19 protein-coding genes and 1 pseudogene are annotated in these 23,073 nt (G+C 41.4%); 8 read left to right on the forward strand and 12 right to left on the reverse strand.

Annotated features, from left to right (window positions below; translation table 11 throughout):
- Positions 1–154 precede the first annotated feature (154 nt).
- Positions 155–985: a metallophosphoesterase gene (locus tag GSQ19_RS19395; RefSeq protein WP_011319493.1), complete on the reverse strand. Its 831-nt coding sequence runs from the start codon at positions 983–985 to the stop codon at positions 155–157.
- Between the two features lie 400 nt (positions 986–1,385).
- Between GSQ19_RS19395 and GSQ19_RS19400 the strand changes: the two genes are divergently transcribed.
- Positions 1,386–3,275 (forward strand): cation:proton antiporter, encoded by a 1,890-nt coding sequence (locus GSQ19_RS19400; protein WP_011319494.1) that lies wholly within the window; start codon positions 1,386–1,388, stop codon positions 3,273–3,275.
- Positions 3,276–3,278: 3 nt separating this feature from the next.
- On the opposite strand, the gene GSQ19_RS19405 is transcribed toward GSQ19_RS19400, so the two are convergent.
- Both GSQ19_RS19405 and GSQ19_RS19410 read right to left on the reverse strand, forming a co-directional pair.
- Positions 3,279–3,917: a cytochrome b N-terminal domain-containing protein gene (locus GSQ19_RS19405; protein WP_011319495.1), complete on the reverse strand. Its 639-nt coding sequence runs from the start codon at positions 3,915–3,917 to the stop codon at positions 3,279–3,281.
- A gap of 173 nt (positions 3,918–4,090) precedes the next feature.
- Positions 4,091–4,786, reverse strand: a complete 696-nt coding sequence (locus GSQ19_RS19410; protein WP_011319496.1) for an esterase/lipase family protein — start codon at positions 4,784–4,786, stop codon at positions 4,091–4,093.
- Positions 4,787–5,252: 466 nt separating this feature from the next.
- Between GSQ19_RS19410 and GSQ19_RS19415 the strand changes: the two genes are divergently transcribed.
- Positions 5,253–6,728 carry a hypothetical protein gene (locus GSQ19_RS19415; RefSeq protein ID WP_011319497.1) on the forward strand — a complete coding sequence of 492 codons (1,476 nt, stop codon included), beginning with the start codon at positions 5,253–5,255 and terminating at the stop codon, positions 6,726–6,728.
- 157 nt (positions 6,729–6,885) lie between these two features.
- On the opposite strand, the gene petJ is transcribed toward GSQ19_RS19415, so the two are convergent.
- The 6 genes from petJ to GSQ19_RS19445 all read right to left on the reverse strand — a co-directional run bounded on the left by petJ (position 6,886) and on the right by GSQ19_RS19445 (position 12,520).
- Positions 6,886–7,251, reverse strand: coding sequence for a cytochrome c6 PetJ (gene petJ, locus GSQ19_RS19420; RefSeq protein WP_011319498.1), 366 nt, complete (start codon positions 7,249–7,251; stop codon positions 6,886–6,888).
- A 307-nt stretch (positions 7,252–7,558) separates the two neighbouring features.
- Positions 7,559–7,978, reverse strand: coding sequence for a plastocyanin (gene petE / locus GSQ19_RS19425; RefSeq protein WP_011319499.1), 420 nt, complete (start codon positions 7,976–7,978; stop codon positions 7,559–7,561).
- 493 nt (positions 7,979–8,471) lie between these two features.
- Positions 8,472–8,963: a photosystem II cytochrome c-550 gene (gene psbV / locus GSQ19_RS19430; RefSeq protein ID WP_011319500.1), complete on the reverse strand. Its 492-nt coding sequence runs from the start codon at positions 8,961–8,963 to the stop codon at positions 8,472–8,474.
- Between the two features lie 343 nt (positions 8,964–9,306).
- On the reverse strand, positions 9,307–10,137 hold the full coding sequence (locus tag GSQ19_RS19435; protein ID WP_041456811.1) for a carbohydrate ABC transporter permease: 831 nt from the start codon (positions 10,135–10,137) through the stop codon (positions 9,307–9,309).
- An 86-nt stretch (positions 10,138–10,223) separates the two neighbouring features.
- Positions 10,224–11,213, reverse strand: coding sequence for a threo-3-hydroxy-L-aspartate ammonia-lyase (locus GSQ19_RS19440; RefSeq protein WP_011319503.1), 990 nt, complete (start codon positions 11,211–11,213; stop codon positions 10,224–10,226).
- A 104-nt stretch (positions 11,214–11,317) separates the two neighbouring features.
- Entirely contained in the window at positions 11,318–12,520 is a 1,203-nt protein-coding gene (locus GSQ19_RS19445; protein ID WP_011319504.1) for an AAA family ATPase, read from the reverse strand.
- Between the two features lie 1,104 nt (positions 12,521–13,624).
- Here GSQ19_RS19445 and GSQ19_RS19450 point away from each other — a divergent pair.
- From GSQ19_RS19450 to GSQ19_RS19460, 3 genes and pseudogenes are all read left to right on the forward strand, one after another.
- Entirely contained in the window at positions 13,625–14,080 is a 456-nt protein-coding gene (locus GSQ19_RS19450; protein ID WP_011319505.1) for a response regulator, read from the forward strand.
- 211 nt (positions 14,081–14,291) lie between these two features.
- Positions 14,292–15,011 (forward strand): TVP38/TMEM64 family protein, encoded by a 720-nt coding sequence (locus GSQ19_RS19455; RefSeq protein WP_011319506.1) that lies wholly within the window; start codon positions 14,292–14,294, stop codon positions 15,009–15,011.
- 196 nt (positions 15,012–15,207) lie between these two features.
- A pseudogene (locus GSQ19_RS19460) lies at positions 15,208–15,532 on the forward strand (transposase); the annotation flags it as partial.
- A gap of 178 nt (positions 15,533–15,710) precedes the next feature.
- Here GSQ19_RS19460 and GSQ19_RS19465 read toward each other — a convergent pair.
- Positions 15,711–16,826 carry a ferrochelatase gene (locus GSQ19_RS19465; RefSeq protein WP_011319508.1) on the reverse strand — a complete coding sequence of 372 codons (1,116 nt, stop codon included), beginning with the start codon at positions 16,824–16,826 and terminating at the stop codon, positions 15,711–15,713.
- Positions 16,827–17,102: 276 nt separating this feature from the next.
- Here GSQ19_RS19465 and GSQ19_RS19470 point away from each other — a divergent pair, with 276 nt between their 5' ends.
- The 3 genes from GSQ19_RS19470 to ilvB all read left to right on the forward strand — a co-directional run bounded on the left by GSQ19_RS19470 (position 17,103) and on the right by ilvB (position 21,263).
- Positions 17,103–17,675 (forward strand): hypothetical protein, encoded by a 573-nt coding sequence (locus tag GSQ19_RS19470; RefSeq protein ID WP_011319509.1) that lies wholly within the window; start codon positions 17,103–17,105, stop codon positions 17,673–17,675.
- A 265-nt stretch (positions 17,676–17,940) separates the two neighbouring features.
- Positions 17,941–19,203 (forward strand): MFS transporter, encoded by a 1,263-nt coding sequence (locus tag GSQ19_RS19475; RefSeq protein ID WP_011319510.1) that lies wholly within the window; start codon positions 17,941–17,943, stop codon positions 19,201–19,203.
- 161 nt (positions 19,204–19,364) lie between these two features.
- Entirely contained in the window at positions 19,365–21,263 is a 1,899-nt protein-coding gene (ilvB, locus tag GSQ19_RS19480; protein WP_011319511.1) for a biosynthetic-type acetolactate synthase large subunit, read from the forward strand.
- A 201-nt stretch (positions 21,264–21,464) separates the two neighbouring features.
- Here the strand turns inward: ilvB and GSQ19_RS19485 are convergent, their stop codons facing one another.
- A complete protein-coding gene (locus tag GSQ19_RS19485) occupies positions 21,465–22,259 on the reverse strand; it encodes an LmeA family phospholipid-binding protein (RefSeq protein WP_011319512.1) in 795 nt (264 codons plus the stop codon).
- A gap of 278 nt (positions 22,260–22,537) precedes the next feature.
- A complete protein-coding gene (locus tag GSQ19_RS19490; RefSeq protein WP_011319513.1) occupies positions 22,538–23,032 on the reverse strand; it encodes a pentapeptide repeat-containing protein in 495 nt (164 codons plus the stop codon).
- Between the last annotated feature and the right edge of the window lie 41 nt (positions 23,033–23,073).

Raw genomic sequence — 23,073 nt, forward strand, 5'->3', positions numbered from 1 at the left:
CTCATTTAATATCAAAAACTAGTATCCCAGGGCATGATCTTTAATTTACAGTTAGATTTTTGCGGCAATTTTCGTCTTTTCCCAGAGGTGGCTGACTTACATCACGATGAAACGACACCCGATATCTGAGAAAATCAGGTGTTTATCATCTAAATTACTCAGCTTCCAGTGTAATTACGGTTAATTCTGGAGGACAAAATAAGCGTCCTGGTAGATATGTTCCTAAACCACGATTTACATATAGCTGGTTTTTGCCAAGGCGATGTAAGCCTTGTAACCATTCTGGATGACGTACTATAAAATAATCTTTGAAAAGTAATGGAAAAAGTCGCCGTATTTTTCTTGGTACTCTGCGGACGATTTTCTTGTGATAAGGTAACACAGCCCCAAGGCCAGGAATGACAATTTGCCCTCCGTGAGTATGGCCGGATAATTGTAAATCTACTCGCCAAGCTTGTAGCATAGCTGCGGTGTCTGGGTTATGGCATAAAACTATGCGCGGTGTGGTGGGTTCTAATTGCTTCAAAAGCAAGTCCGGATTAAATTCCCGATAGTAATAATCAACGATTCCCACTATGGGTAATTCTGTTCCCAAGGGATAGGCGATTTCATTCCACAGAACCTGAATACCAGCTTTCGTCAATGCTTGGGTGATTTCTGTTTTGGAATTTTTCTGATAAAGGTCGTGGTTACCGAGAATGGCGTAGATACCTGCATGACTTTGGAGTTTTTGCAGCTTCTTGGTTAGTTGATGAATAGGTTGTGGGGTAGTAGTGACGTAATCACCAGTGAGTAAAACTAAATCTGGTTGTATTTGATTACTAACTGCGATCGCTTCTTCTAACATTGCTTCCGACAGACGTAACCCATCGTAATGAAAATCTGATAGATGCACCAACTTTTTACCTTGTAGCGATGCAGACAAGCCTGCAATATTCACCGTCAATTGTTCTACACTCAACGGGCCAGATAAAAAACGGTGCATAGGATTGGGAATGGGGAATTGGTACTGGAGACTTGGGAACTGGGTAATTTTTAGATTTCCGACTTGGGATGAAAAAATCTAAAATTTAAAATCGCAAATCCAAAATTCACTGGGGATTGGAAGTGAGGATTTGTTAATCAGCACTTACTTTTGAGTACATACTGAACATTCTCAGTTATATTTTCAGTAGCATTGAATTGTTATGGTTTCTTCTCCTGTGTCTAATAATAATCTTCCAGTTTTATAGCTAATCAGCTACAAATGGAGTAGTGTGAGCAACTACCTATGAAAAAATCTCTAAATTCATCGAGGTATAAACTGTCTGATGTTGTAACCTGTAAAGATGACATTTACTTTTCTTTACAAAGGATTTTGAAAGAAATCGCTCAAAATCTAAAACATGGAAGCATCATTTGAAGTCACCCTACAAATGGCGATCGCTGTTTTTGCAGGCATCGGCGCTCAAGTCCTAGCGGCTTATTTGCGTGTACCCAGCATCGTCATATTGCTGTTGTTGGGCATTTTTCTAGGTGCTGATGGGGTTGGGTTACTACATCCCCAATTACTCGGTACAGGGCTGGAAGTGATTGTTGCCCTAGCAACGGCAATCATCCTGTTTGAAGGTGGGTTGAATTTAGATTTACGCGAATTAGGTAGAGTTTCTATCAGCCTGCAAAGGCTGGTCACCTTAGGGACGCTAATCACCCTCATTGGGGGTAGTATGGCCGCCCATTGGCTGGGTGAATTTCCTTGGAATATAGCTTTTCTCTACGCGTCTATTGTTGTGGTTACAGGGCCTACGGTCATCAGTCCTCTGCTCAAACAAATCAATGTAGACAGGCAAGTGGCGACGTTATTAGAAGGCGAGGGAGTTCTCATCGACCCAGTGGGAGCTATTTTAGCTTTTGTGGTGTTGGACACCATCGTTAACGGTGATGCAGACCCAGTAAACGCCATTATCGGTTTACTCATGCGCTTGGGTATTGGTGCAGCCATCGGTGCGGCTGGTGGTTATTTCATGAGTTTGATTTTCAAACGCGCCAATTTTCTTTCGTCTGAGTTAAAAAACCTAGTGGTTTTGGCGGTGCTATGGAGCTTATTTACTCTAGCGCAGATGATTCGCAGTGAATCGGGTGTAATGACAACTGTCATCGCTGGGGCAGTATTCGCTAACTCTTCCGTACCAGAGGAACGTTCCTTACGCAGTTTCAAAGGTCAACTGACGATTTTGAGCGTTTCTGTCCTCTTCATTCTGTTAGCAGCTGATTTATCCATTGCCAGCGTGTTTGCTTTGGGTTGGGGCAGCTTGTTTACTGTATTGGTCTTGATGTTTGTTGTTCGCCCTGTAAATATCTTGTTCTGCACTTGGAACAGTAACTTAAACTGGCGACAGAAACTATTTTTAAGCTGGGTTGCGCCTAGAGGAATTGTCTCGGCATCTGTTGCGTCCTTATTTGCGATTTTGCTCACTCAGCGCGGGGTCAATGGTGGTGATTCCATCAAAGCTTTAGTTTTCCTCACCATTATCATGACGGTGGTTTGTCAAGGATTAACAGCTGGTTGGGTGGCGACTTGTTTGGGCATCACTTCCCAAGAAGCTACAGGTGCAGTGATTGTTGGTTGTAATCCTTTGAGTCTGTTAATTGCCAGATTTTTCCAAGAACGGGGGGAAAATGTCGTTTTGATTGATACTGACCCAGATTGTATTGCTCAAGCAGAAACGCAAAATCTGCGGGTGATTGCTAGCAGTGCGCTGGATGGCGAGGTATTAGAAGAAGCTGGACTGGCATCGATGGGAACTTTTTTGGCGATGACTAGTAATGGTGAGGTAAACTTTGTTTTAGCCGAAAGGGCAGCCGAGGAATTTAATCCGCCCCGCGTTTTGGCTGTTTTCCCCCGCGATCCTCAGGCGAACGGTTCGACTAATAATAAAGTCCAACAAGCTTTTGTTTCTGATTTGCCGATTAAGATTTGGAACGAATATCTGAATGATGGACGGGTGAAGTTAGGCACAACTACCCTGAGCGAATCGGAGTTTACTAGTCAACAAGAACATATTCAAGAAAAAATTCGGACTGGGGTGTTAGTGCCGTTGTTAGTAGAAAGGGAAGAACGCCTACAAATTATCCCAGCAAACCAAGAATGGGAAGTAGGCGATCGCATTATCTACCTATTACATGACCCCAGACCGAACCTATTAAAACGTTTATCCGGTGCTAGTCAATCCACACCTTTAGTCTTAGAAACTTTACCAGAGGTGGAAGAAGTACCTTTAGCAAAGGCGCTTTAACTTTCAGCTAGCGACACTTGCTTGTTTCAGTTGCATAACTTCCTCCCTCGTTTCTGCGTACATTTGCCGTTCTTGCCACAATAAAGCTGACAAATGTACCACAGCAAAAATTATCGCTGCAACGGAAATAAAATAATTGTGGAGTGTGTACAGGTGCAGGACTGTCAAGCTGCTAATAGCTCCGCCACCGGTGAGGATATCTCTCAACAGTGTACCAACAGCGGGAATCGCTTCAATATTGCCCAACTCGATATTAAAACGCCAATATCCTTCTTGATTCCAATCTAAAATCATCGCCGTCCAATCCAGACCGATCGCACTCAAGGTAAAGAAAATACCACTTACCCAAGCAATCAGCCAACTCTGGCGGAATTGTCGTCCCAAAAACATGATGACTATTTGGACTAAGGCGATCGCAATCATGGCATTACCAGCAATATCATGAGACCGATGAAACAACCAGCCATAAGCCACTTGCGTATCAATCATTCTCAACGATCTATAGGCTCCGCCTGCTGTCGGCTCGTAATTAAAAGACAATAAAATTCCTGTAGATACATAAATCAGGCACAGGGAAAGAATCACGACCGATAATATCGTTGCTATTCGCCGCAAAATCCTATCAAACTGGGTGTTTTGCATAGTTCACCCCTCCTGGTTATTTGCATAGTATGTATTTTCTTAAATTTTAGCTTAAGAAATATTAATATATTTGTATTTCTCATAAAAATAATTTACTTTTCTAAACAGAAACTCCTATACCCCTACACCCATTTACAGCAAGAGTTTCACGTTTTCTTATTAACAATTCATCATTAACCCAAATACTGCGTCCAAGCCTTCAAGGGTTCTGGAGAGCCATACCAGATCCCTGGATTTCTAGGAGAATGTCTAACACCTTCAATCACCAAATTTTCTGCCCCTATCAGGTGAGCAGCCGCAATCGGCGTAATTCCATCACCCCAAGTGTTACCAGTACCGCAAGTTAACTGATAACTGCTATAAGCTAACCAGCCACCTCGCCTTCTCTCGCCAAAAACAGTCTTTCCCGCCACGCAAACGTAACGGACATTTTGGTAAAAAGCTCCGGGGTAATTGTTGTTAACAAAATCTAGATTCCACCTCGTCCAGCGTTCTTGGCTGATGTGGGGTGTACCAAGGGTGACAAGAGTAGCCACCAGAGGATGGGCATTCCAGAGAGAGGTTTGCGCCTTACCCCTGGCAGCATAAGGTTTTTCACCCAAATAGATCCGAGAAATCCAACCGCCGGCAGAGTGACCAATTAAGTTAACTTGAGTGGCGTTATGTTCTTGTAAAGCTTGTTTGACTGTCTTGTCAAGTTGTTGTATGATGGGCGCGACTGACCTACCACCAATCAAAGGCAACCAATCCCGCCTTCTCAGAGGTACTGTAACTGTGGGAAAACCCAATTCTTGTAATGAGGTGGCTAGTTGCTGATAAGCGATCGCACTTTCTAAATATCCAGGGACAATAACAGTAGGTAATGGCATCTGAGAGCGATAATTTTGGGTTTTCAAATAGGGCAGCAACAAATTTTAGAGTAACGGAAATTATGGTCAGGAAAATAGCAAATTCGGCCACAGTTTCCAGATAACCAGAGGTGATAATATATCGCGGCTTGCCAAAATCTTACAGGGACTAGGGGCTAGGGTATCTTCTTGCGGATATATTCATTTAGGTGGATGCGATCGCCCCAACAGCTAACTACCCTATGTGTAAGCTTTGGATAGTGCAGATCAAATATTTTCCATAGCTTCCTTGGCAAGCGCAACCAGACGACAAATCACAACTAATACCCACAGCATAGTAAAAAAGAAAAAATTAACAAAGTGGCTATTTTCGCCTGTTTAGTGCCAACATGGACAGTTATCATTTTTAAAAGGGCGCATTTATTGCATTCAAGATAATATTTTTCTGCTAGTCAACCGCAACCGAGCCGAGTGAACGATAACAGTTATGTCTTACGTCTCCCTGTTAAAAAATATACCAGACATCTTAGGACAGCCAACTGGGATAGCTGCAATAGCCTCTCTTGGCATCCACGGTGCCATTGCGTTGATTGTGCCATTGATGCCAGTTGATTCTAATAAATCTAATGAATCATCACCAAAATCAGTTGGTGTTTTAGAACTCAGTCAAGCAGACCAAAGCCGTTTACCACAAAGTGCAGATCCAAATCAAGTTGGTCTGCAAGCACAACTCCCTCTACAATCACAATTTCCGCAACAACCACAACTAGGTAATATTACTAGCTTTAATAATCAGACAGCTGTTTTACCTCCTTTACCGCCACCGATTACCCCACCAATTTCACTACCACCGGTTTACACAACCCCTGATAATTATCGCATTGCCTCCTTACCCAGAAGCCAACCTCTGAGGCAGTCACCCAGAAGGGATTTGCGATTTGATAACTCCGGTTTTAGCGCTATTGGAGAAAAATTTACCCCAACAACCCCTCCCAGTTTTAATGAGAGGGAAGTAATACCAGAAACATCTAGGTCTCTACCTGTAGATAGATTACCGGAATTAAATGCGGCAAAACTCCCCGATGATTTACCGCCCAATCCCCCCAGTAATACAAATCCACCAGTGGCTGATTCTGGTAGTAATGCAGCGACAGTGGCTCCAATAGAACCCCAGGTAGCTCCTATTGTCCAAGCTCCCAAAGCGGGTGATAATTTAGCTTTTGCTAACGAAAGTATTCCCCAATGGCAGCAAGGCTCTACACTCAAAACACCAGAATTACCTTGGCAGAATCCTCAACAAAGATCAGAACAAGGATTGATTGCTCAGGTAAACTCATACGAAGACCTACGTAAATCCCTCCAGCAAGCGTATCCAAATTCCCAAGAAAAAGCAGTTATTCGCAGTACAGTTGCGACAGATAAACCGGGTGTTGAAGGTACTGTTTTAGGTTTCTTGGTAGTTGATACAGAAGGCAAAGTTTTAGATATCAAGTTTCAAGACAAAACTGTTTCTCCCGACTTGCAATTAAAAGCAAGGGAATATTTTACAAAAAATGCTCCTAAGGGAGACAGACAAATTAGTCGTTATCCTTTTAGCTTGAGTATCCAAAACAACAGCAATAATACTGCGGTGACTGAAGATAAAAATCCTGGTGTGGTTATTCCCAAACCAGCTTCGACTCCGTTAGTCAATCGTACTCAACCAACAACAGCACCAATCACCACTCCTAAGCCTTTACCACAACTCCAACTGAGAGAAGCTAATCCTCAACCTTCAGCACAAGTACAAATCAAAAAAGACCAACCTACTCAGACACCAACTGTTCAGGCTTCACCTGAGATGACATCTGGCAAAAATCAGCTATCTTCAACGGTGGAATCTAGTCAAACACTTCTAGAAAAGCTGCGTGAGGCTAGAAAACAGCAACAGCAAAGACAAGAGCCTAATTCTTCAGACAGATAAGGCTGGGGAATGGTAAGCGGGGAGTGATGAGTAATTATTACTATCTCAACTCCCACTAACTGACATCACGCACCAGACTGTTAAAATCGCGGCTATAGGAATTAAGCCTGCTTCTCAGCCCGACTTACAGTTTTTCAGAAATGGTGCAAGATGTCAGCTAACCTTCTTTTTCCAGATTTGACCAGTCTTTTTCTGCTTTTTGAAAAATATAAGCAGCCACTTCTAGAATTTCTTCAGTACTTAATTTGTCTTTAAAAGCAGGCATGGCGTTTTTGCCATACTGTACCTGATGGATAATAGCCTGGATTGAGTTGGTCTCATAATCTTCCAGGTACTTTAATAGTGCTTCTTTTTTGAGTGTTTTTTCAGAAATAAGTATGTTACCACCACCAATGTGGCAGGAAGCGCAGTTATTATTAAAAATTTTTGCCCCGGTTGGTAGTTCGGCTGCTAGGGCTGGACTGATAAATGTAATTTTAAATGTAGCGATCGCCAGCAATAATAGTAATAAAATTATTCTCAAAGCATTTTCCTCTCAATCAGTCTCTAGCAAGTTATGCCAGCAGTACCAAAATCACCTATGCCCTTATGGGTAATCGATTCTGGAAATTAGGGACTCTATGGTGAGTATATACTTTAATCTCAGAGAATAACGATTCGAGGAAAATTTACCCAAAATTTACGGTGACAAGTCCATTCCTGACTGCGCTAATCCGCATTTGTAACTTTTGGCTGGATAGGACTAGCCACCACTATTAATTATGGGTTCTGGCTCTTAGCTAGTTTTGCAGGGGAGCCAAGAAAATCATCTACTTGCGTCAGCGTTATTGCTAGCTGGCGACGGTGATTTTACCGACCATACCAGCGCCACGGTGAGGTTCGCAATAGAAGCTGTAGTCACCTGCGGGTGCATCTGCTGGGAAGGTAGTGCTGGTGCTTTGGCCAGGACTCATTAACAACTGTTTGTGAGATAAAGACTTAGCTAAATCAGCACTCTTAGCCGGGTTGAGAGTAGCATCAAACACAACATTATGGGGAGGAACTTTGTTGTTTAAAAATTCAACTGTGTCGCCTGGCTTGATTGTTAATTTTGCTGGTTCAAATACTAACAGTCCTTTATCGCTGCCTAGTTTTACTGTGTATGTTTCAGCCGCCGCAGAGGGGGTAAACACAGCAAAGCTGCTAACAACTAAAAGAACAGTTAACACAGCTAAACTTAAGCGTCGCAAGCTTGCCGCAATCAATTTCATGGCGTTCTCCTAACCTGTAGTTTTATTTTTCTTATTTCATTTTAAATAAAATCGACACCAAATATGACAATCTGTCGTACTTCGGGGAAATTTTTTTTGAGATCGCGATAAATTTAGGGAAAAAGGCTCTGCGATCGCTAAAAATCACTATAATTACATGGCACTAAAAGATTTATGGCTGAAAATACATTGGTATATGCAGCCAGAGAAAAAATTAAATTTTTTATTTATGTGATGTTGCTATGCTTTATGAACTGCATTACGGCGATTAAGAGTTCAGTGAGGTACAAGACTAGGGTTTTTAAACACGAAGGGGGGCGGAGATTGCCCAATTTTATTATCTGTTTACTCAGTACCTCAGCAAAAAATCTGAGTACTGTGTTCTGAGTCCTGTATAGTCTGGGAATTAGGAATGCCAGTTTAAAAACTTACCACTCCCATTAATCTCAGCGCCCAGTACTCAGTACTCAGTACTCAGTTAAGTTCACAGGCTTTAGTAGTAGATTTTGCCGCCGCCCCACTTGTCGCCAAGAATTTTTGGTTGTAGTAGAATATGACCTGCGATAGATTCTAGGTCTTTATCTGTTAGATTTCGCATTGCAGTGAAAATATCTGCACTCTTGATGCTGGGGTGTATTTCGGAAATTTCCTCTACCCCATCGTAGGTGGTGGGGTTCTTCATATAGTCCACCAAACCTTCAATATTGTTACGGTTGGGTGTAGCTAATGCCAGAGCTTCTGGTTCAAGTCCCACGTTCTGGTTTGTTTTGGTAACACCGCCAACGTGACATTGGGCGCAAGCATATTGAAATAGACGTTTTCCTTCTTTTACTTGTTTAAGGCTAAGAGTTACAGTATCACCCTGAGCATTTAGTGGAACTGTCCGGGTAGCTTCGTCCAGTTCCAAAGCAGTTGCGCTACCGACAATCAACTGAAACGTCAGTAAAACAGTAGCCACAACAACGCCAATAAGTCTTCTAAACATGTTTCCCCTTAAAGTTTTTGACGCTCAACACAGCTAATAAAACAAGACTCAATCTCAATTGAGACAACACTTTGGCTACAGAGTTACTGTAGTCGGCTATCTCTGCGATGACGTATCCGCCAGCCAGAGGCAGTTGGCTACGCCCCATTGCAGGTAATCGCTAGGTTTACAAAACCCATAATGTTCGTTAACTGACATATGAGATTAAGTCGCTGTAATACCAATATCATGTTAGGAGTGCAATTTGTCGCCTAAAATTGGGGACTGGGGATCAGGGATTGAGAAGGTGGGGACTGGGGAAACACTGGAGAATAACTTTTGACTATAGACTCATAACTAATGTCTATCCTTTACCACCTGTAAAAGTGGCGCTTTGGATAAAGTAGCGATTAAAGAAGGCATAAATACTTAAAGCTGGTAAGGTAAACACCATAGAAGCAGCCATAATGTAGTTCCAGTAGCTGATATATTGACCTTTAAACGTGTTCAAACCTAAGGGTAGTGTAAACATTTCGGGTTCAAATAAGATCACTACTGGGAGCAAAAAATTATTCCAACTGCCCATGAAGACAAAAATAGCCTGTGCTGCGAGTGCTGGTTTCGCTAGAGGTAAAATAATGTAACGGAAAATTCCTATGGTGTTTAAGCCGTCTAATTGTGCTGCTTCTTCTAGCTCTTGAGGGAAATTGATAAAAAACTGTCGCATCATAAAAATAAAGGTGGCATTAACCATACTAGGTACAATCATGCCTTGGTAAGAATTCAGCCAACCGATCGCCTTTAAAATCAAAAATGTAGGAATTAACGTAATTTGGGCTGGTACGGCTAGCACCGCCAAAATTAAGAAGAACCAAAAATTCTTACCAACAAAGCTGAGTCTGGCTAAGGCATAACCCGCCATTGAGTTGAATAGTAAATTAAGTAAAGTGACGCTGACAGCAATTACCATGCTGTTAAACAGCCAACGTAAAAATAATGGTTCTTGTAGAAAAATTTGTCTGTAATTATCCAGGGTGAAATTTTGAGGTAAGAAATTTGGCGTACCACTAACAATTTCTGATAAGGGCTTGAAAGATGCCGAAAGCGCCCACAGAAAAGGAATTAAGGTGATAACTGCATAGGTAGTTAATAACACATATAGTAGTACTTTAGCCAACGGTAAAGAACGAAACATAGGTAAGTATAACAATGTAAATATTTGTAACTGAGATAAGCCAGGGGTTAGAAGGGAAAAACTAATCACAACTGACCAATTACCAATCACCCATTACCAAATTCAGTGACTAAGTTGACATAACTAGCAACTTTGGTTAAATCTACATTTCCACCACTGATAATCACACCAATTCTCTTTCCTTGTGCTTTGACTACATTTTCAAGTAAAGCGGCTGCGGCTAATACGCCTGTGGGTTCAACGACTATTTTCAGCCGTTCCCAGAGGAAAAACATGGTGCGAATAATTGCTTCCTCTGATACCGTCACCATATCATCAACGTATTGTAAAACTAGGGGAAATGTCATCTGTCCCAGGCTAGGAGTCCGCGCACCATCAGCGATAGTATGGGGATTTGTGACGGTTTGTAGGGTTTTGGTGTAAAAGGAACGAGTAGCATCATCAGCGAGTGTTGGTTCTACACCAATTACGCGCAAATTAGGTAAAAGAGCTTTAGCGGCGATCGCACAACCGGAAATTAATCCCCCACCGCCACAACAAACTAACAGCAAATCCAGTTCACCAATTTCTTGCACCAGTTCTAATGCGGCTGTACCTTGTCCAGCGATCACATGGGGATGATCGTATGGAGGAATTAGGGTTAAACCGCGATCGCTTGCGAGATTTTGCGCCAATTCTTCCCGATTCGTTTCTTGGCGATTATATAAAATTACCTCTGCACCGTAACTTTTGGTAGCTGTTTGCTTGATGACAGGTGCATCATCAGGCATGACAATAGTTGTGGGGATGTTGAGTAACTTACCTGCAAGGGCGATCGCTTGTCCATGATTCCCCGAAGAAAAAGTCAACACACCTTTGTGTTTTTGTGTTGGTGATAGCTGTGCTAAGGCATTATAAGCACCCCTAAATTTAAAAGCACCTGTGCGTTGAAAATTTTCGCACTTGAAAAAGACTTGATTATGAGTGCGATCGTTGACAGTTGTGGAAGTTAACACAGGTGTGCGATGGGCAATACCAGCAAGACGCTGCTGTGCTGCTTGCACATCAGTTATGGTTACAGAGTTAAGCTGTGACATCTATGGCAGTTTTTCAAGAGATTTACTCTTTATTCTCAGATGGAAGAGTATAACTGCCAATCATTCCTTCAGGAGAGAAAATCAAGAATTAGGAGACCCACTTTCTAAACATATCGCTGATTAAATTCATACATCAAATCTACCCTTCCCTTACGCAACATTGCCGGATCTAATCTTTCTGTAGTGTTACAAGTCATCAAGATAACTAAACGCTGCTTGAGATGAATACCCGCTTCATCAATGACACTCTGGTATAAAGTCCCGTCTAATAAACTTAAAATATGCTCTGTTTTGTTGTTATATTGAGCAACTTCGGAAGCACGATTTTGAGCTAAATTATCTGCTTCATTGATGATGATGCAAATTCTTTCTAAATAAGTTGGTGGGACAAAGTTGGTAATAGCATCATGATCCAAAATAAAAATCACATACCCTAAAGGTACAAGAATTTCTTTAGCTACAGCTTGTGTCCATGCGGTTTTTCCTGTTCCTGGTTCTCCGTGGACTACAACAGCTAGCTGATTTTGATTGAGAATAGCCTGTTGTACTGCATCAGTGAAACTTTGAATATCTATAGGAAAAGTCCTAATAGGAAATTGGCTATGAACTTTCCCGACACGGCTTTGATAACCACTCAGCATGACAGCTAAATCCTGAGTGGCTTTGTTTACTAATGGTGAGATATTTTTGGACATTAAAGTGTATTGTCGCCGCCCGCGATCGTAGGCTTCAACTTGTAGCCAAATATCATGCCTTGACCAATAAGCATAAACAGTATTAACGACATCTATACGTTCCCAATTAATAAACTTTTCTACAGGGTAATAAAAATCTCTTTCTGAGTAATATTGAGTTATGACATCAGGACGACCTAATAATTCTAAAAGTCGCAATACCGTAATTTCTTGTAGTCGGTTGAGAACATAATCAATAGGAATACTATTACGGCTCACAAATTGATGTATGGGTGTTTCTGTACTCAAAACATCTTTGTAGCGATGGTCTGGTGATTGAGGATCTGGTGTAATGTAATTCCAATATTTCTCAATTTCGTAGCGGGTATTTTCAGATACTAAGCTTAATAAATTAGCCCACCAGGTAAAATTCTTTCTACCTAAAACCTCAGCAAAATTACTAGCTACACTTAAGGATTTTTGCGTTAGTTCTCGTGTATCACTATGTATTAATTGCCATAAAAACCCTAAATCTAAGTCTCGATTTAATGGTCGCCAACCACTGGATAGTAAGTTTTGTCTATTTTGATTGTTATTACTATTATCGTTATTTCTAAAATAATCAAATTCCATATTTACCAAAAAAAATCACATTTGTTAGACAGGTTTAAAATTGATATTTGCTCGTAATACATACATTATTGGCTTTAAGTTAGGTTCCATATATAGTTATATAGAACTAGTATTTGATTTCTGAAATATACGTACGGTGGGTAATGCCTACCGTACCATGGTTTTGGTGGGCAATGCCCAACCTATAGATACTTAGATATTTTCACAAATCAAATATGATTCCTATACTACTGTACTCGTACATGAATAATTTCGACGGCTTTTGGTTGATTGTAATGAATAAAAAAACAAAGTGCAACATTTAATTTGCGTAGCCATCACAAAAGCGAAGGGGTAAATTCCAGTTATTAAAATCATTAATCAGCTTTTATAGGCTAATGATTTTCTGTTAGTAATTATTTATTTATACCATTGTTTGTTTTTCATAAAAATGGGCAATAACTAAAGATTAACAACGCCGAATATTTACACTCACATTTACTATTAATGAATGGAATTTGTTTCTCTTAATGTAAGCTTTTTGCTTGGTTATGTGGTAGATAAACTATCAAAAATCTAAGGATAAATAACATTTTATACTATGAAATTTTCACTAATTCTCAATAATCCATTATTTTTAGCTATGGCATATTAGTTACCTTGTATTATGTGCAAGTAATATCATATTACATATATTACATAAAGGCAATAGGCAAGTGCATATTCCAGAATTTGCTACTGGCTACAGAATGGTACCAGATAAAAGCGTTATTTTCGCTACAGTTACTTGAGTATTTATCCTTGCTGAAAGGTAGCTTTAGTTGTACTGAAATCAATAACACTAAGGATGACACAGTAAAACCGAATTTTTTATAACAAGTTATCATGAAGTTACGAAGAAATATTCCTGTAGGATTGCGTATAATCAATCGATAGATGTCTGCTCAACTGATAAAACTAAAGCTCTTACACCTGTGAGTTATCGGTCTCAACGAAAATTATAAATAGGCAATAGCAAAATATAAGCCAATATCAAAATTCAGCCTAATATATTCTTTACGTTATATTTTGTCTGTTTCCACGATATTCAACGATAAAATCCAATGGCATCTTCATGGAGAAGAAATGTATCTAACCAATTCATTCATAAGTGATAACAAGAAGCACTACTCTCAGCAGCCTTTAGTTTTGGCAGTTGAAGATCACGATGACAGTCTTTTGCTGATTAGTTATGCCCTTGAGTCAATTGGTTGTAGATTCATTTGCCAAAAAGACAGTTCTGCAACTGTATTGGTGGCAAAAGAGTATCAGCCTGATTTAATTATGTTAGATATTTTATTACCTGGTTTAAATGGGCTGGAGGTTGTACGTCATCTGAAAGAAGAACCTCTGACTCAGGAAATCCCCGTAATCGCTGTGACAGCGTTAGCTACAAAGGAAGACCAAAACAAGATTATGAAGGCAGGCTTTGATGAATACATCTGCAAACCATACATGATTGAAGACTTAGAAGCAGTTATACACAGAATTTTGTGCGGTAAATTTTATCCACATTCAGCTTATCAACTATGTCAAGATTAGGGACAGGGGGCATGAGGAAGAATATCTTATCTCATGGCTCAGCACTCCTTTAACTAGCTATTTAAGTAGAACAAGGTAAATAATCAAACGTTTGTAGTGAGAACTTCAGTTCTCAAAAAAAACTCAATTCTATTGTTATTACATTATTTAACAGATTTGTTTTTTCAAGTCGTTCTACTTAGTAGAGTAGGTGATGTCAGTGAAAAGTAATATGGTCGAAAATTGGTTTTTTAAAGCACTTACTCTAACATCATTGGTGGTAGCGATCGCCTTTTTCTTTCATACTACGCCAGTATCAGCTAATCCCGTTCCTTCTAACCCCCAGGGGTTTTTACTTGGGGCTTTGCAATGGATTGATAGTTTGGGAACAATGGGAGCGCTCGCTTTCATAATACTGTACATTATTGCTACAGTCGCTTTTTTACCAGGGTCAATTCTCACTTTAGGTGCTGGCGTTGTCTTTGGTGTAGTTTGGGGTTCGGTGTATGTTTTTCTGGGTGCAACTCTCGGCGCTACGGCTGCTTTTTTAGTGGGACGGTATTTAGCTAGAGGTTGGGTTGCTAAAAAAATCGCTGATAACAAAAATTTTGCGGCTATTGACAAAGCGGTAGGTAGAGAAGGCTTAAAAATCGTCTTGTTAACCCGATTATCTCCTATATTTCCTTTCAATTTGCTAAATTACGCTTTTGGGATTACCGGAGTTGCCCTAAAAGACTATTTCATCGGTTCCGTAGGAATGATTCCCGGAACCATCATGTATGTTTATATTGGTTCTTTAGCAGGGAACCTGGCTATGATTGGTACAGAGTCCCAGCCCAGCAACCCCACAGCACAATGGGCGATACGGATTGTGGGTTTTATCGCTACGGTGGCTGTGACAGTATATATTACTCGCGTTGCTCAGAAAGCTTTAGAAAATGAAGTTTTGTAATTTATAAGACTTATACCAATTCTCTATGAAGTTGCGCCAAATCAATGATGTAGAGACGTTCCATGCAACATTTCTACAGTCCAGAATAAAGCACCTCTTCATTAAGAAACGGTATTGCACACAGGTTGCCTGTTGAGAGCTGGTTTGTAAAGAAAATCTAAAGGAAAATTGGATGAGTTAAAGTGGATTTTAAGCTAGATCGAGTTGCGTGGTTGTACTGGATGAAGCAAAGGAAAAATTATCCCAATTAGAAGTGATCTGGGTAGGTCAAGGCTATTCTGGTAAGAATTTTGCCAATGCTGTCAAGCAAGTCTGTGGCGAGCAGGTACAAGTGGAAATTATTGCACGAACCGCCAACACTTTTGAGCAATTGCCTAAGCGATGAATTGTAGAGCGCACTTTTTGGATGGTTGAGTCGATTTCGGCGGTTGAGTAAAGATTATGAAGTCTATTCCGAAGTCAGTGAAGCCATGATTTATGGTTCTTTGCTTCGTCTCATGGTTAAGCGATTAGCTGCTTAATATTTACTTTACGAATCAGATATAACAAAGTAAAAAATTATTTTCCCTAATTAGCCTCTAAGCGTAACACCAGCATTGCCATTCGGGAATTACAACGTAATTTGAGCCAAAACTTAATAAGGGTGCAAGGGTTTTGAAAACTACACCCCTACACCCTTATACCCCTACACCCCTAATTCTAGTGATGATGGTGATGATGATGTACAGCTAATTGTGGGTTGATTGCCACTGCTTGCTCATGCTGTAACTCAGCAATCTGAGCATTTGCCCATTCAGCCGCCATTGCTAGAAACTCTGGATTGTCATTCACACAAGCCATCTGCACATAATCCACACCAGAATACTTCTTCTCTAAATCATGAATGATGTGGTGTACATCTAACAAAGTTTCGTGGTTTTCTGTAGCAAAGCCAATAGGCATAAAGATAATAACCTTGGCACCCAATTGAATCAGGTTTTTAGCTGCTTGCTCTGCGTTGGGTTGCGTCCACTCAATTAAGGGGGTGTCATGATTCAGCCAACCCACGGAAATAAGGGGATACTTATAAATTAACTCTTCCCGTACCAGATCATACAACGCTTGACTTTCGACAATTCCAGAGGTGAAACCTTTGGCTTTGTGAGGACAACCGTGATTCATCAATACAATGCCAATTTGGGAAGGTAAATAAGCTGTGGCTAAATCAGCGTTAATTTTCTCTTCAACCAGATGAGCCATTAAATGTATGTATTCTGGCTCGTTATAAAAGGAAGGTATGTAACGTAATGCTTTCAGCCAATGGTTTTCACCATCATTCGTCTCAGTTAGAGCGTTGTTAACTTGTTCAATAGCAATCCCACTGGTGAAAATGGAATCAACAACTAGTAGGGGATAAATCAGAATCTTATCAAAACCTTGACTTTTGATTTCCGCCAAAACTTGGTTAGGTAAAAAGGGAGCGCAGAAATTAAAAGCTTTGAAAACTTGTATACGATCACCCCATTTTGCTTGTAAATTTTGTTCAATGCCAGCACGCTGCTTTTCAAAGATGGCGTTGTGAGGGGAAATAAAATCGTGGTGTTGATGTCCCCATTCGTGACGGTCAAATAACGCCAGTAACTTTGCTAACGGCGGATAAATCCAAGTCGGTACAGGTGCAAATTTTGCTGTCAGTAGATTGAGAGCCTGTTCGTTATAGTTAGCAAAATCCTCGTAGCTTTCAACTTCACCATAACCCATGAGCAACACGGCTACTCGGTCTTGGGTTGATAAATGTTCCTGTGTATTTTGTAGTTTTTCCGGTGTGGCAACCACAATCAGTTCCTCGATATATACCAGAATGGCAAGCAAAATTTGTAGCTACAAAATAGCCATATTGTTTGCCCACCTAGTAAGTTATTATCCTATCCCCCTGGATGGGATAACAACAAAAGTGACAATAATATATCAAAAGACATACTGGGCTTAATACTAGGTACTGAGTAGTGAAAAATATTTAACACTATATGCTGTGAGGAAGAAATGTTGACTGTTGACCGTTGACTGTTGACTAATGACCAATGACCAATGACAAATAACTATAATTTATAAATGAGCATTATTATTTGCCCTGGAATCCATGACTCAGATTTAACTGAAAGCTTCGTGTCAGGGTGCTTGGGTGCATTCTCTGGTAGCTCAATTAGTCAAAAGCCAGTAGAGATACTTGTTGTTCCCGTTGCAGGGGTTTTGACTTTATCATCACTTCATATTTTGCAGTTTTTACACGATCGCTTGGGGAATAAGCTAAAATCGCCAGTTATATTCATCAGCTTCAGTGCTGGCGTAGTAGGAGCGATCACTGCTGCTTGGCAATGGCAAAATTGGGGGGGTCATGTCAAAGCATTTATTGCCATAGATGGGTGGGGTGTACCACTGTGGGGAAATTTTCCCATTCATCGGCTCAGTCACGATTATTTTACTCATTGGAGTTCATTGTTATTAGGAAGTGGGCAAACTAATTTTTACGCAGAACCACCCGTTGAACATTTAACCATGTGGCGATCGCCCCAAACAGTACAAGGCTGGCGCTCTGATTCATCAGTAGAGAACGCTACCTCAAAAATCCGTCTAACTGCGTCCGAGTTTTTACACTCATTGTTAAGAAACTATGAAGCAAAATAGTCCGGAAAATAGTCCAAGTATACAGGAGGGAAATATTGAGTGATGAGAAAATAAGGGATGAGAAAAGAAGCAAGGGAGTAGAGAACAGGCTTCCGCCGTGAGCGTCAGCCGAACGAAAGCAAGGGGAAAATTACGAAAAAATCCAGATTTTTCCAGTACCCAGACCCTAATCCCTAGTCCCTACTTACTCAAAACTTCTTTATTTTGAATTGATTTCTCCCCACTCTCTATTCCCCATCTACCCTAGTTAATAACCGAACTTCCCATGTTTCCCACTGAACCTGCTGCTGTTAATAATGGGTTTGGCGCACTGCTCAAAAACCGTGGTTTTATGCTCCTGTGGATTGGGCAACTAATTTCCCAATTAGCAGACAAGGTTTTTTTTGTGTTAATGATTGCCTTGTTGGAAGTGTACCCAGCGCCCTCTGGATTACCAGAAAATTCCATGTACTCAACTCTGATGGTGGCATTCACGATTCCAGCAATTTTGTTTGGTTCAGCCGGCGGCATTTTTGTAGACCGCTTGCCCAAAAAGTTGATCATGGTTGGCTCCGATATTGTGCGTGGGCTTTTGACCTTGTGTTTGCCATTTTTACCCAGAGAGTTCCTGATTTTACTCATACTCACCTTTGCTATTTCCTCAGTAACACAGTTTTTTGCTCCTGCTGAACAGGCGGCAATTCCTCTGTTAGTAAAGCGAGAAAATTTAATGGCAGCCAATGCCTTGTTCAGCAGCACCATGATGGGAGCTTTAATAGTTGGTTTTGCTGTAGGAGAGCCAATTTTGAGTTGGTCAAAAAGCTTGATGGGGGAAACTTACGGTCAAGAACTAGTGGTAGGGGGGTTGTATATCTTATCGGGGTTGCTCATGCAGCCCATAAAATTTACAGAACACAAATCCCATCATGATCAACTAACTAGCTCTCATCCCTGGGCTGAATTTACCGAAAGTATCCGTTACCTCAAAAAGAATCGCTTAGTCTTAAATGCCATGCTGCAACTCACAACCTTATATTGTGTATTTGCCGCATTGACAGTATTAACCATTCGGTTAGCCGAAGAATTTGGTTTAAAAGAGAAACAGTTTGGTTTTTTCCTAGCAGCAGCAGGCGTAGGGATGGTAATGGGTGCAGGAATTTTAGGACATTGGGGTGATAAATTCCATCACAAACCCTTACCTTTAATCGGATTTCTGATGATGGCAATGGTTTTAGGTGTATTCACCTTCACCCACAATTTGGCGCTAGCTCTAGGACTATGTGCAGTTTTGGGTATAGGTGCGGCCTTAATTGGTGTACCCATGCAAACTTTAATTCAACAGCAAACACCACCAACAATGCACGGTAAAGTGTTTGGTTTTCAAAATCATGCTGTAAACATAGCCTTGTCGTTACCTTTAGCAATTACCGGCCCTCTAACCGATGCTTTGGGTTTACGGGTAGTTTTGATGACAATGAGCGCAGTTGTAGTAGTTGTTGGTGTTTGGGCTTGGAAAAATACCCGTAGAGTTTTGCAAGATGTAATTTAGTCCCTACTAACCGTTACCCATTACCCCCTCATACTCTGTATCTATCATCGTCATACTAAAGAAAGAAATTTAATTCATAATTTGATTGAACTTTTCTATTAATATTGAAGTACTGACTACAGAATTCCTGCATTAACTTAGCTATCATCTGAGGTTTGACCGTGACTGTGAGCTTGCCTTCCCCGACTAGTCCCTCACAAACAGAGAAACATACTCAGTCTGTTAATTCGCCATCGGTGGTTGTGACACCACAACGGGTAACTGGTGGCTTCGCGCTACTTGATAGCCTGCTGCGCCACGGTGTTGAGTATATCTTTGGTTATCCTGGTGGGGCGATTCTGCCGATTTATGATGATCTGTATAAGGTGGAAGCAACTGGCAGCCTTAAACATATTCTAGTGAGACACGAACAAGGGGCAGCTCATGCTGCTGATGGTTATGCTCGTGCAACCGGAAAAGTAGGTGTATGCTTTGGTACTTCTGGGCCTGGGGCAACTAACTTGGTGACAGGAATCGCTACAGCCTATATGGATTCGATTCCAATGGTGATTGTCACTGGGCAAGTACCCCGGAAAATGATCGGTACAGATGCGTTCCAAGAAACCGATATCTACGGTATTACTCTACCCATCGTTAAGCATTCCTATGTAGTGCGTGACCCCCAAGATATGGCGCGAATTGTGGCAGAAGCGTTCCACATCGCCAGCACAGGCCGTCCAGGGCCAGTGTTAATTGATGTGCCTAAAGATGTGGCTTTTGAACAATTTGATTATGTGCCTGTAGAACCAGGTTCAATTAAATTACGCGGATATCGCCCCACGGTGAAGGGGAATCCACGCCAAATTAACGCCGCGATTGAATTGATCCGCGAAAGCCGTCGTCCTTTACTATACGTTGGTGGTGGAGCGATCGCATCCGGCGCTCATGCAGAAATTCAGGAACTCGCCGAATTATTTAATATCCCCGTCACTACCACCTTGATGGGTATCGGTGCTTTTGATGAACATCATCCTTTATCTTTGGGGATGTTGGGGATGCACGGCACAGCTTACGCTAACTTTGCTGTGACTGATTGTGATTTGTTGATTTGCGTCGGTGCGAGGTTTGATGACCGCGTTACCGGCAAATTAGATGAGTTTGCATCCCGCGCCAAAGTTATTCATATCGATATTGACCCCGCCGAAGTTGGTAAAAACCGCATTCCTGAAGTCCCTATTGTTGGCGATGTACGGAAAGTTTTACTTGATTTGTTGCGTCGTTGTAAACAAACAGGTGCCAAAAATACCCCCAACCAAAACCAAGAATGGCTCAACTTAATTAACCGTTGGCGGGAAGATTACCCTCTAGTAATTCCCCAACATCCAGACAGCATTCCCCCACAAGAAGTAATTGTGGAAGTTGGTAGTCAAGCACCCCATGCTTTCTACACCACGGATGTTGGTCAACATCAAATGTGGGCAGCCCAATTCCTCAAGAACGGCCCCAGACGTTGGATTTCTAGCGCAGGCTTGGGAACGATGGGTTTTGGTTTACCTGCCGCCATTGGCGCTAAAGTGGCCTTCCCAGATGAACAAGTAATCTGTATTAGCGGTGATGCCAGTTTCCAAATGTGTCTGCAAGAGCTTGGCACTGCTTCACAATATGGAATAAATGTCAAGACCGTAATTTTAAATAACGGTTGGCAAGGGATGGTACGCCAATGGCAGCAAGCCTTCCACGGCGAACGCTACTCCTGCTCAAATATGGAAGTAGGGATGCCAGATGTGGAGTTATTGGCAAAAGCCTACGGCATTAAGGGTATTGTAGTTACGCAAAGAGAGCAATTGAAAGATGCGATCGCTCAAATGTTAGCCTACGATGGCCCAGTTATTTTGGATGTCCGCGTCACAAAAGACGAGAACTGTTACCCAATGGTAGCTCCTGGTAAGAGTAATGCTCAAATGATTGGCTTACCAAAGCAACCACAAAGGACCAGTGTTGAACCAGTTTATTGCAGCCATTGTGGTACGTCGAATTTACCTAATCACAATTTCTGTTCTGAATGTGGGACTAAGTTGTAATTCATTTGCAGTTACATAATTGATTGTGATGACGCAGGGTTTTATGTACCCTGCGTTTTTTTTCAACACAGGGAAAACCAAAAAATAAACCATTTGTAGAGACGCGATTCATCGCGTCTTCACATTCACCCAATGATGTTTTGCCATCATTAATTGAACTGATATTATTCCAAATTTTGAATGGATTCCCCTCCCGCTTCCTCAAGCAGTACGAGGAATCCGTTCAATTTCTGCGTAGCCACTGAAAATTAACCTGTCTCCTTCCGTTTCTAATCGGTTTAGCCGCATTTTCACGCCATCAAGGTCAAAACGGTCTAAATCGACCATATTATCTAAAATCTCCGCCAATGCTAGGCTCAGGGTTTGTGATATTTCTCGTTGTGTTTCGGGAACAGCACCCAGTTCAACTTTGGGATCTTGAAAAGAAATACGGCGGCGCTTTTCGACAGCCACCGTTAGAGTCATGGTAATGGGGATCAGTTCTCCGCTACCTAAATCAGCCTGAGCTGTCAGTCTGAGGCTATTTTGGGGTAATAGTTGTATCTGAACTTCGGTAAAAGAGACTGGTTTACCATCAGATAATTCAGTTAAGGCGGGTACAGTTAAGTTGACTAGACGCTTTTGTACTAGTTCAGCTTTAAAGGCCTGATTAATTCCAGTTTCCGATAAAATTACTTGAGCGATCGCCTGTGTTGGCTGCTTGAGATTCAATTTACCACTCAAAACAGCACCAAAGTCAATAGACACAGCATCCGTCTCAAAAGACATCTCCTCTACTGCAAACTCTCTACGGATGACTAAGCCGCGTCCGCTCATTTTGAAGCTATCAATGCTACCTTGCAACAGCTTGCTAGAGGGGAAGCAGCGCACAAAGACTTCTACTGACTCGCTTTGGGAAAACAAGTGGCGAATCGTTTGGCTGGCTACTGTATTGAGCATTCTCTCGCCCCAATCAGTGCCTTTAGGATCTTGTAAACCAGTAAGTCCGCCGAACATTTGGTTGTGGGTCTCTAGAAGTTCTTTGTACTCTTGTAACAAAATGTGAAGATTTCAGCAAGTCCTTGGGGATTCATTGTGCTGATACCAAGACTTGATTTTACTGATTAATGGGCAAGAAAAAGCATTTGTGAAAGTCTCATGATTACTCAGCAAATGCAGACAAAATCATACAGTGCAAAGACGCTGCACGTTTGTGCTTTTCCCACTTAGTGGTATGCGCCTTTGCGCGAAAATAGCAAATATCTCCTACTCAGCCACTAAAAACAATCTCAGCCCTAGCGACAACCCAAAGATTCACGGGTATCAACACCAGTCTTAGAATTCACCCCACTGGCCTTAACACAGAGTTTTTTCACCTCTGTTCCATCTAAAACCGCATTAGTAAAATCTGCCCCACTGACATCAACATTATCAAAAACAGAACGTAGCATCATGGCATCAGTCAAAACAGCATCGCTTAAATCAGCATTTTTAAACCTTGCCAGATAAGCTATACCGTTACTAAAATCCACACCATGCAAATTAACCCCCTCCAGCACAGTCCCGTTAAATACACCACCACGTAAGTCAGCATTGCTAAAATTGGCATTCTCTAAATCTACATTGGTAAACTCAGAACCAATTAAACTTTGACCAGAGAAATCCTTTGCCTTCAGTTCATCACCAGCTGAACGGGTGATACTAGACGAACTCGCAGCTTGCGCTGACCCAGGAAACAGAAATAAAACCATCGCTAAAACAAAACTAGCCACTACTCGCCAATATTTCATAACGTATTCTTAATAAATCTCAACACTCCACCATTATTAAA

The organism is Trichormus variabilis 0441 (genome assembly GCF_009856605.1).
Classification (GTDB): Bacteria; Cyanobacteriota; Cyanobacteriia; order Cyanobacteriales; family Nostocaceae; genus Trichormus; species Trichormus variabilis.

Bases quoted from the DNA above. Each gene is read 5' to 3' on its own strand.
- GSQ19_RS19395 (WP_011319493.1), bottom strand. From the start codon at position 985: ATGCACCGTTTTTTATCTGGCCCGTTGAGTGTAGAACAATTGACGGTG.
- GSQ19_RS19415 (WP_011319497.1), top strand. From the start codon at position 5,253: ATGTCTTACGTCTCCCTGTTAAAAAATATACCAGACATCTTAGGACAG.
- GSQ19_RS19410 (WP_011319496.1), bottom strand. From the start codon at position 4,786: ATGCCATTACCTACTGTTATTGTCCCTGGATATTTAGAAAGTGCGATC.
- GSQ19_RS19470 (WP_011319509.1), top strand. From the start codon at position 17,103: ATGAGCATTATTATTTGCCCTGGAATCCATGACTCAGATTTAACTGAA.
- GSQ19_RS19400 (WP_011319494.1), top strand. From the start codon at position 1,386: ATGGAAGCATCATTTGAAGTCACCCTACAAATGGCGATCGCTGTTTTT.
- GSQ19_RS19475 (WP_011319510.1), top strand. From the start codon at position 17,941: ATGTTTCCCACTGAACCTGCTGCTGTTAATAATGGGTTTGGCGCACTG.
- GSQ19_RS19445 (WP_011319504.1), bottom strand. From the start codon at position 12,520: ATGGAATTTGATTATTTTAGAAATAACGATAATAGTAATAACAATCAA.
- GSQ19_RS19440 (WP_011319503.1), bottom strand. From the start codon at position 11,213: ATGTCACAGCTTAACTCTGTAACCATAACTGATGTGCAAGCAGCACAG.
- psbV (WP_011319500.1), bottom strand. From the start codon at position 8,963: ATGTTTAGAAGACTTATTGGCGTTGTTGTGGCTACTGTTTTACTGACG.
- GSQ19_RS19450 (WP_011319505.1), top strand. From the start codon at position 13,625: ATGTATCTAACCAATTCATTCATAAGTGATAACAAGAAGCACTACTCT.
- GSQ19_RS19435 (WP_041456811.1), bottom strand. From the start codon at position 10,137: ATGTTTCGTTCTTTACCGTTGGCTAAAGTACTACTATATGTGTTATTA.
- petE (WP_011319499.1), bottom strand. From the start codon at position 7,978: ATGAAATTGATTGCGGCAAGCTTGCGACGCTTAAGTTTAGCTGTGTTA.
- GSQ19_RS19455 (WP_011319506.1), top strand. From the start codon at position 14,292: ATGGTCGAAAATTGGTTTTTTAAAGCACTTACTCTAACATCATTGGTG.
- GSQ19_RS19485 (WP_011319512.1), bottom strand. From the start codon at position 22,259: ATGTTCGGCGGACTTACTGGTTTACAAGATCCTAAAGGCACTGATTGG.
- GSQ19_RS19405 (WP_011319495.1), bottom strand. From the start codon at position 3,917: ATGCAAAACACCCAGTTTGATAGGATTTTGCGGCGAATAGCAACGATA.
- GSQ19_RS19490 (WP_011319513.1), bottom strand. From the start codon at position 23,032: ATGAAATATTGGCGAGTAGTGGCTAGTTTTGTTTTAGCGATGGTTTTA.